Consider the following 8,783-nt stretch of genomic DNA (forward strand, 5'->3'; position numbering starts at 1 on the left):
GGGGTTTTGCGCCCATTTCAGCGAAAAGTCCAATGTGAGCCTACAGCCCTTTATTTATAAGGGCTGACGGGAACGGCTTATTTGCTAATATCCTTCTTAGGCCACCAGTTCGACCATGCTCTCCTCTCTCCAAGGCTCTAAGTTCTCAAGCAGTTTCTCTAGAACAATATTGTCTTTTTGAATAGTAATATGCCAGTAGCTCTAATCTAAGCGCTCCCACTTGGAGAAGAAATAGGTGCATTTATTTCGAGAGATTTTCCTTGGAACCACTTTCGCCATCCTGTAGTTTGTCTTGATACATGCCCAAGTTGTTCAGTCAAAGCAACCAGAGCGCCATGAGGCAAGAATTTTAATTCCCAAGCTAACATTAATAAACTTTGTACGGTTTCTAAAAGTGCACTAAGTTCTAGTAATAAATCTAGGGCTCGCAATATTCCTTCGAGAGATTTTCCGTACAAATTAGCTTGAACAGAGTAACGAATACACTTCGTGAGTTCGTTGAGGATTTGTTCTCCTGTTGTAAAGCGAAATGCTTTGGGTAAGTGTTGATGTTGGTTCCAATACAATTTGTACAACTTTTGTAAATCATAGTAGAGACGATTATGACGAAACTCTTTATTCAAAATTCAAACCTTAAATATCACCATCAACTCGCAGCAGAGTTGCTGCAATGTGTAAAAACTTCGGGAAGCAGTCAACAAAAATCTGCTAACGCTTTAAAGTTCCCGAAACTATGCCATGAGCTGTCAACCGAAATATTAACTAATACATATCAACCTTATTCTTATCATCATTTTGCAATCACAGAACCTAAGCTTAGAGAAATATATGCCCCTGCATTTAGAGATCGCATAGCTCAAATGTGGATTGCACTACAATTGGTACCTATCATGGAAAATCAATTCATTGATGACACCTATGCTAATAGAAAAGGTAAAGGAACTCTTGCTGCTATTGCAAAAGTTCAAAAACTAATGCGCCAACCACGACATACTTGGGGGCTACAGCTCGACATTTACAGTTATTTCAATAGCATTAATAAAAGAGAGCTTCTAACGCAACTACACAATCTCATTTACAACTCAAAATTAAGCCCATTGCGCCAATATTGCCTAGCCAATCTGATAGAAAAGATCATAGAGCAGGATGCCACGAAGCTACAAAACGAGCGAACTGGAAACCAATACTTACTTAACCAAATCCCGTTACATAAGAAACTACAGTTTAACAATACGGAACAGGTTGGGTTGCCCATAGGTAGCGTTACTAGTCAACTCTTCGGTAATTTTTACCTCAACAACCTTGACCACGAAATAAAACACACACTGAAGGTTAAGGGGTACGTTCGGTATATGGATGATTTATTTATCTTATCTAATTCGCCTGAAAAATTGCAAGAATGGAAAGAACATATTGAATGGTATCTCACTTCTCGCCTGCAATTAAAATTACATCCTACAAAGGTGCATTTATCACCTATTGAGGAGGGGTTTGATTACTTGGGATTTCGTGTATTTCCCCATTATAAACATGTTCGCAAAACCACCATTTCATCATTAAAAGAGCGTTTGCGCTACTTTAATGTAATTCTAGACACTGGCGCGACTAACGTCGTTTTAAAGTCTAGACCAAGTCGTGGAAGATGGAGTAAACATGGTATCCATTATGCACCACTTTACATCCAACTAAAAGCCATGCAATCAACGATAAATAGTTATTATGGACTACTTAGTCAAGCCAATCATTGCCAGTTAAGAAAGCAAATATATCATAATAATTTTGGCGAACTTAAACGTTATTTATTACCCAATAACGGTTATTACACTCACTTCACAATAAAAAAAGGTCTTCACTTTAATAAGATGGCTCCGGATGTTTTATGTTGGCCTGAGACGCAGGATGCGTAGTTCGTGTTGCTCGGATTGTTGCTGTTGACGTTGCCATTGTTGAGGTTCACGTTGTAATAGTTAGAACCATCAGGCGTCGCCGACCAATAGTTGTTGTTGGTCGGCCAACCGCGCGCGTTTGCATTTATTGTTTAACTCGAAGTGTTGCCTTTCGACTCGCTTCCCTTGAATACCCATAAGGTCATAAATGCCGATAACATACCAGGGCCCACATGTTAACATCGTAACATTAACATTCTCTGAGCACGACATTGTCGCTATGTACCCTGTCGATTTTCCGAGAACCATCTTATTAAAACGTTATATCGCTTGCTTGACAGCAATCAACAACCAATCTAATGAAGAGCTTGAAGCTTTCGTCATCATCACTTTATTAACGATGGCTTCGGGTAAAAACAATCGAACATATCGACGATTTAACAGATCGTCATCACAAGGGTTATAAGGTGATTTCTCTTCAATATCGTCCATTTAAGGTAAGGAAACTCAAAGTTNNCGACTCTGTCGCCGGCTTGCCTCCAAGACTGCCACTCAGAAAAATCGATGATTATTTCTAACTCAATAACCGCCTCTGTACCTACATCAATTCCGACTTGCTTTAATGATTCTATAGGAAGCCCACCATACAACACCTCTCTTCCATTCAATTTCTTAACCTTTTTCCTTAACACCTTCAATGTCGGTAATTGGTCCTGTTTAGATACCCACTGCTGCCAACCAAAGAGTGATTGCTCATAGAAACGTACAAACATCCCCTCTTTTATACCAACAATACGTTGACTGCTTTCAACCAATGCTAATTTAGTTTCAATATTCACTTATCTTCCCTCCTAAAAAGTGCCAGATGCAACTCTGGCACTTCAAAAATTAAAATTAAAAACTAAAACGTTAAACTCTAAACGCTCAACTTTAAGGATTTGAGACGCAGGATGCGTAGCCCGCGTAGCCCGGACTGACGCTGCCGACGCCGCCAACGATGAGGACCACGCTGTAATAGCGAGAACCAACAGGCGTCGCCGACCAATAGTAGTAGCCGGTCGGCCAACCGCGCGCGGTAAACATATTACCAGATGCGTCGTATAGCTCCACTTTTAACTCGTCTCTTGTCGCTAAACGCCAGTTCCTCCGTCCGCCGAGACTAAGGGTGTTGTAGGTAGTACATAGTGCATTTGCGTTAGTCCAGTTGAATAGGTAGAAATTACCACTTGGGCCGTAAGTTCCATTTTCAGTATAAATACCGTCTGTAGCACTACCGCCAATGCTGTCTAAGTAGGCCTCTGATGGTGAATTGGTAAATAACTTACCAGTACCTGTATCGAAGATATCAATACATGTACCCGCCAAATCCGCACATACATTCACATCCACCGTATTACTGGGCACGCCATCCTTCGTGGCCGTGAGGGTCGTATTACCCACCTCAACCGCAGACAATAAACCGGTTGGTGACACAGTAGCCGTCGCCGTATCGATAGGAGTCCACGTCACTGAGGTAGACACGTCAGAGGACGTCGCATCACTGAATGTCGCTGTTGCCGTTAACTGCTGAGTCTGACCTTTTGCTACGTTGACCGGTGAAGGCGTCACTTGAATCGATGTAATGACCGCTGCCGACACATTCACATCCACCGTATTACTGGTCACGCCATCCTTCGTGGCCGTGAGGGTCGTATTACCCTCGTTAGTAGCAGTAAATACGCCAGGCTCATCAAAGCGTCCTACATCAGGGGCGCTTGTACGCCAATCACTCATGGTTAAATCCGTCAATGTGCGAGATGAACCATCAGAGTAGTGACCAACCGCTTCAAAGGGCTGCTTGTTACCTACCGCAAGCGTCAATTCACTAACACCTCGTGTTGTTATCGGTGAAGCGGTGATATCTATACGTTCTAATTTTACGGTTGATTCAGAGAAAGCACCTTCTGAATTACAACCGGTTAATAGCATTAATAGTGGAAAAATCACTATTGCAAATAGAGATTTAAAATATTTATTCATAGTAATACAACCTATTCTTGAAACTGGAAGCTAGGGATGGTGATTTCAACTCGGCGATTTTTAGCTCGTCCTTCTGCAGTATTGTTATCTGCAACAGGTTGAGATTCACCCTCACCTTTCCACTCAAGTTGCGTCGGTGTGGCACCCAATTCAATCAGTTTATTGACAACCGCTTGAGCACGACGCTCAGAAAGGTTTTTATTGTAGAGTGCTGAGCCTGTTGAACTAGTGTGTCCAACAACTTTGGCCTGAGCTTGTGGGTAAGAATTTAATACTGAAGAGGTCTCAGTTAATTGGTCAATAAACTCTTGACTAAGTTCGACTGAATCAAAACCAAACAATCCATCTGTAGTTTTTGGTGAAAAGGTCTGTATTTGAGGAGGTGCTTTTACAGTGGCTGTCTCTTTAACGGGAGTATCTTCAATAATAGACGTTGGCGCTGTTTTGACTAACGCTGGTTGAGTTGTACTGCCAAACGTATAGGTTAGACTGACCAACAATCCATGACTATCATACTTACCCGTATTTGACTTACCAATACTGTCAATGTATTGATAGCCCGTTGATAATCGGACGTTAGGGTTAAAGTGATAGTTAATCCCTACCTCACCGAGAGGAGAAAAACCTGTCGCATCGCTCTTACTTGAAGACAGTTGCGTTTTTTCCATATCCCAATAAGCAGCACCAAGCCGACCGTATAAACTTAGGTTATCTTGTAGGTACCAATCGTAACGAAGAGCACTTTCAATCAACCAAGTTTTAACATTATTAGATGTGGCGTCCGCCTTTAGTTTATCGTGATATTGATAGCCTAAATCCCAACTCCAAGAGGGCGTAAACTGTAACCCGCCATAGAGACCTAAAATTGTGCCCTCTGGATTTGAATGATTGTAATTGTCGTCTAGGGCCCATTGATACCCCCCCTTTACGCCAACAAAAATCTGAGGGGACTCCGTCGCAGCCAGTACTGGAATACTGAATAAACTAGTAAGTAATATTATTTTTTTAATGATTTTCATATAGATAGATAGATAGATAGTATCATTTTTGAGCAAACATTGCTTGGATGCTGGGGCTTAAATCAACTGGTCGGATTTGTTTGTACTTTATTTTCTACAAAGAAAGAACTCTCATCTTATCCAAAAAATGAAAACCAAAATAGCCGGTCTCAGAGAGATAAATATCGATAGAAGGTAACGCAAAAAATCGAAATAGACTCACAAAATAGAGTCCACAGATAATAACTGGTTTTGATGCCTTTGCTTTGCTATCAGAACACTAGAATTATTCAAGATAGCGATGCTAAGCATCGAGCTAGGGCGCTGTTAATTCGTTGATACTCTTATCATTCAGAGTACGTTATCCTATCCTTACGTTCCCCTCCTCTAGATTTTTACGTGGTTCAATACTCAGGTCGTAGACGTCGCCACCACACACCAAAAGAATTTGTTCCCCCTGCAACGAAACTCCTATTTGAAAAAGACAATGCTTGGGAAAAGGTGCTTTGGAAACACGCTCAGACTTTTAGTCTCTGGCTAAACACTACGATTGTGGTACGCCAGACTGTCCGCATACTAAGGTCATCTGCCAAAGCTGCAAAACGAAGGCTTGCAGCTCTTGTGGTACTAAGTCCACCGAGCAATGGATACATACTCAACTTGATGTCATGCCAGACTGTGAACATCAACACATCACGTTCACTATGCCGAGCGAGCTATGGCCTATCTTCGAAGCCAATCCATCATTACTCAATGATTTATTCTCTCTTGCGGCGGACACGCTGCTGAAGTGGGCAAAAAAGCATGGACTTGAGGTAGGGATATTCGGAGCGCTTCATACTTATGGTCGAGCTCTTAATTGGCATCCACATATCCATTTATCCGTCACCCGTGGAGGGTTAGATAAACACAACACCTGGAAGCCTATCTACTTTAAAAAGAAGCACGTCGAATATCACTGGCGGCGCACTCTCATCAGGCTTCTCAGACAAAAATACGATGACCTCAACTTATCCACATCGACCACCAATCACATTCAGGATTACCGTCAATGGAACGTCTTCTTAGAGCGTCAATATCAACGCTACTGGAATATTCACTTTGCCAAAAAGACGAAAGAGCTAAAGCAAACGGTGAATTATTTGGGTCGTTACCTGAAGCGCCCACCTATATCCGCATCAAGGCTGCGTCGTTATAGCGGGGGGACGGTGGTTTTTAAGTATCTAGATCATCGAGACGGAACGCATAAAACGAAGACGTTGACGCAAGAAGAGATGATATTGCGGTACGTGAGTCATATCCCACAGCACCATTTTAAAATGGTGCGTTACTACGGCTTTCTATCTAATAGAAAGCGTGGTCGTCTACTTCCGTTGGTGTATTTAGCTTTAGAAAAGAAAAATCTAAAACAGGCTGAGCCCCTCACGTATGCCAAACAATATAAAGGCTTTACAGGTAATGACCCGTACCAGTGTGTGCTATGCGGAGGCAGAATGGAATTTACAGGTTTTATGAAAGGCCCAAAGAATGATCAACTACTGGATAATCGTCGAATGAGCATGCGTGAAGGGCGGCGGTTAGGCGTGGCAGCGTAGGATAAGTCCGTCTAAATCCAGTGATTTAGTAGAAAAAACACCCACATTGTCTATAAAACAATCTGCCCTTAAATCTGCAGTAAACACTCACGATTCAAACTGGAAATTTACCCCGTAAACGACCTTGATGGTTATGATTGAGTTTCCTAACCATCAAGTTCACTTTCCGATCTCGTGCAACATTAAGCCATGCGCTTGTCTGCCTTGCATTAATCGGCGCTTAAAGTCATGAGGTTGCAATTTTCATTATTATCAACAAGTTAGGCCCTTGTGGTTTATCATCGCTACCAGTTAACCATATACACTATGGGGCTTATGACCCCCTATACCCTATCACAGTATAAGCGAACGTCCTACTTGCGAGCTACGCTAAATAGCTGTTCCAAATAGTAGATCACAGGAAGGGAACTCAGTCCTGTTTGAGCGATCAGATCTATCGCCAAACAAACCCACCACTCGCTGAGGACTGAGAATGGCTATCTTAGCACCACTATGCCGCGCTGAGCGCAAGCGCATGCAAAAATTGATTCAAAAAACCAACGATAAGCACTTTGCCAGGCGTTTGATGGCGATGTTGATGTTGCATCAAGGGCTGCCGGTTACCCAAGTTCAGCACATCACCGGCGCAGCCCGCTCCAGCATAGGCCGATGGTTGGGCTGGTACACCCAATGTGGCATCGATGGACTGAAATCAGAGAAATCGGGGCGGATTGGATGCCCAAAGGGCAGCAAAAACGTGTTGTCACCCCGGGTAACAACCGCAAGTACTACTTGGCAGGAGCGCTACATACCAAGACAGGAAAAGTGCTTTATGTGAGCAGCGCCAGCAAGGCATCGGAGCTGTTTATTACGGTGCTGGAAAAGCTCAAACGACATTACCGCAAAGCCAAAACTATCACGCTAATTCTGGATAATTACATCATTCACAAGAGCCGTAAAACCCTGGCTTGGCTCAAGAGCAACCCCAAGTTCAGGTTGTTGTTTCAACCGGTATACTCACCTTGGGTCAACAAGATAGAGCGCTTATGGTTGGCACTACATGAAACGGTAACCCGTAATCACAGTTGCCGAAACATGCGGGAACTTCTTGGCAAGGTATGGCATTTTAGGGAAACCGTTTCGCCTTTCCCTGGCAACGGACACGGTATCGCGAAAATGTAGCAGTATTCGGATCAGCTATTTAGGTGTTTGATTTTATATGAGGGCGTTAAACCGTTTCACAAATCCTTTGAGCGTGAGTTGCATCATTTTTTTGTTCGGCCTGATAATCGATAAGGAGAGACAAACGTTGGAGCAATAGGTCGAACTTCATATCCTACTTTTTCAAGGTCCGAACCCAAAAATAAGCGCTGCTACAACTTCCAATTAAACACGGTGGTTTGTATGCTAAGGCTTCCAATAGTTTAGCGCGACTTATTTTGGGTTTACAAAGGACAATATTACCTTTGTGAGCAGCTTCATGGAGTACAACCCCATTTTTATCAGGCCGATACCTAATACAGTTACAGCCATGTTGGTCTCTCCGTATGAAATGGTTAAATTACTGCCACAGAACGCTCACTTGCCAACTTTTGAGCTACTCGAATCACCGTTCTAGTAGACACATTTGTCAACTTTGCGGTATCACTGATACTTAACCCGTTGATAACTCGTAGCTGATAGATCTTTTCGTGTAGATCAGAGTCAGCTTGCCGTCCTCTGTATTTACCTTCCTCTTTGGCTTTCTTTATTCCTTCAGCCTGACGACGACGGCGATCTTGGTAATCTTTTCTTGCGATAGCAGCTAGCATATCCATCATCATGCTATTTATTGCTTTGATCATCGATCCGGTAAATTCATCGGTGATTTGGGGAGAGAATGCAACATGACTGGTTGGTAAATCCAGACTAATCACCTTGAGTTCTTTTTCGTGCAGCATTTCTTTCAATGTGAACCAGCTTTCTTCATCAAGACGAGAAAGACGATCAATTTGCTCTATGATGATTGCATCACCAATTGCCGCATCATCAAGCAATCGAAGAAGCTCTGGTCTTTGTAAAGAAGCTCCCGATTCATTCTCAATATACCAACCCGCTATTCGAAAGCCCTTTTGCTGTACAAACTCCTGCAAAGCTTTCTGAGCACGCTTTGCATTCTGATCAGAAGTTGATGCTCTTAAGTATCCAAAGATGTACATAAGTTCCTCAAGGTGACATTTAGGTTATGATCTAAACGTGTATGACAAATAGGTTATGACAAAATAGGTTTTGATGTCAATTTTATGGCATGACGTATAGGTATACTT

Annotated in this window: 6 protein-coding genes and 2 pseudogenes; 3 read left to right on the forward strand and 5 right to left on the reverse strand. The window is 42.5% G+C overall.

From position 1 onward, the window contains the following. Positions 1 to 206: 206 nt before the first annotated feature. Positions 207 to 623 (reverse strand): hypothetical protein, encoded by a 417-nt coding sequence (locus HW45_RS27985; protein ID WP_199367645.1) that lies wholly within the window; start codon positions 621 to 623, stop codon positions 207 to 209. Between HW45_RS27985 and HW45_RS27990 the strand changes: the two genes are divergently transcribed. Continuing rightward, on the forward strand, positions 603 to 1,907 hold the full coding sequence (locus tag HW45_RS27990; RefSeq protein WP_038231457.1) for an RNA-directed DNA polymerase: 1,305 nt from the start codon (positions 603 to 605) through the stop codon (positions 1,905 to 1,907). The two genes, HW45_RS27985 and HW45_RS27990, sit on opposite strands and share 21 nt — an antisense overlap. On the opposite strand, the gene HW45_RS30255 is transcribed toward HW45_RS27990, so the two are convergent. The 3 genes from HW45_RS30255 to HW45_RS28010 all read right to left on the reverse strand — a co-directional run bounded on the left by HW45_RS30255 (position 1,850) and on the right by HW45_RS28010 (position 4,924). After that, positions 1,850 to 2,035, reverse strand: coding sequence for an adhesion domain-containing protein (locus HW45_RS30255; protein ID WP_144231874.1), 186 nt, complete (start codon positions 2,033 to 2,035; stop codon positions 1,850 to 1,852). The two genes, HW45_RS27990 and HW45_RS30255, sit on opposite strands and share 58 nt — an antisense overlap. 781 nt (positions 2,036 to 2,816) lie before the next feature. Then, positions 2,817 to 3,905 (reverse strand): Ig-like domain-containing protein, encoded by a 1,089-nt coding sequence (locus HW45_RS28005; RefSeq protein ID WP_038231466.1) that lies wholly within the window; start codon positions 3,903 to 3,905, stop codon positions 2,817 to 2,819. 11 nt (positions 3,906 to 3,916) lie between these two features. Then, entirely contained in the window at positions 3,917 to 4,924 is a 1,008-nt protein-coding gene (locus tag HW45_RS28010; RefSeq protein ID WP_081875933.1) for an OmpA family protein, read from the reverse strand. Positions 4,925 to 5,302: 378 nt separating this feature from the next. Between HW45_RS28010 and HW45_RS28015 the strand changes: the two are divergent. Together HW45_RS28015 and HW45_RS28020 are read left to right on the forward strand one after the other, a co-directional pair. After that, a pseudogene (locus HW45_RS28015) lies at positions 5,303 to 6,498 on the forward strand (IS91 family transposase). Between the two features lie 472 nt (positions 6,499 to 6,970). Next, positions 6,971 to 7,659: pseudogene (locus HW45_RS28020) on the forward strand (IS630 family transposase). 374 nt (positions 7,660 to 8,033) lie between these two features. On the opposite strand, the gene HW45_RS28025 reads toward HW45_RS28020, so the two are convergent. Next, positions 8,034 to 8,675, reverse strand: coding sequence for a recombinase family protein (locus HW45_RS28025; protein WP_038231468.1), 642 nt, complete (start codon positions 8,673 to 8,675; stop codon positions 8,034 to 8,036). Positions 8,676 to 8,783 lie beyond the last annotated feature (108 nt).

Source organism: Vibrio sp. ER1A, from assembly GCF_000733315.1.
Taxonomy (GTDB): Bacteria; Pseudomonadota; Gammaproteobacteria; order Enterobacterales; family Vibrionaceae; genus Vibrio; species Vibrio mediterranei.

What these genes read in the sequence shown, in the direction of transcription:
- HW45_RS28005 (WP_038231466.1), bottom strand. Translation starts at nt 3,905, where the DNA reads ATGAATAAATATTTTAAATCTCTATTTGCAATAGTGATTTTTCCACTA.
- HW45_RS27990 (WP_038231457.1), top strand. Translation starts at nt 603, where the DNA reads ATGACGAAACTCTTTATTCAAAATTCAAACCTTAAATATCACCATCAA.
- HW45_RS28010 (WP_081875933.1), bottom strand. Translation starts at nt 4,924, where the DNA reads ATGAAAATCATTAAAAAAATAATATTACTTACTAGTTTATTCAGTATT.
- HW45_RS28025 (WP_038231468.1), bottom strand. Translation starts at nt 8,675, where the DNA reads ATGTACATCTTTGGATACTTAAGAGCATCAACTTCTGATCAGAATGCA.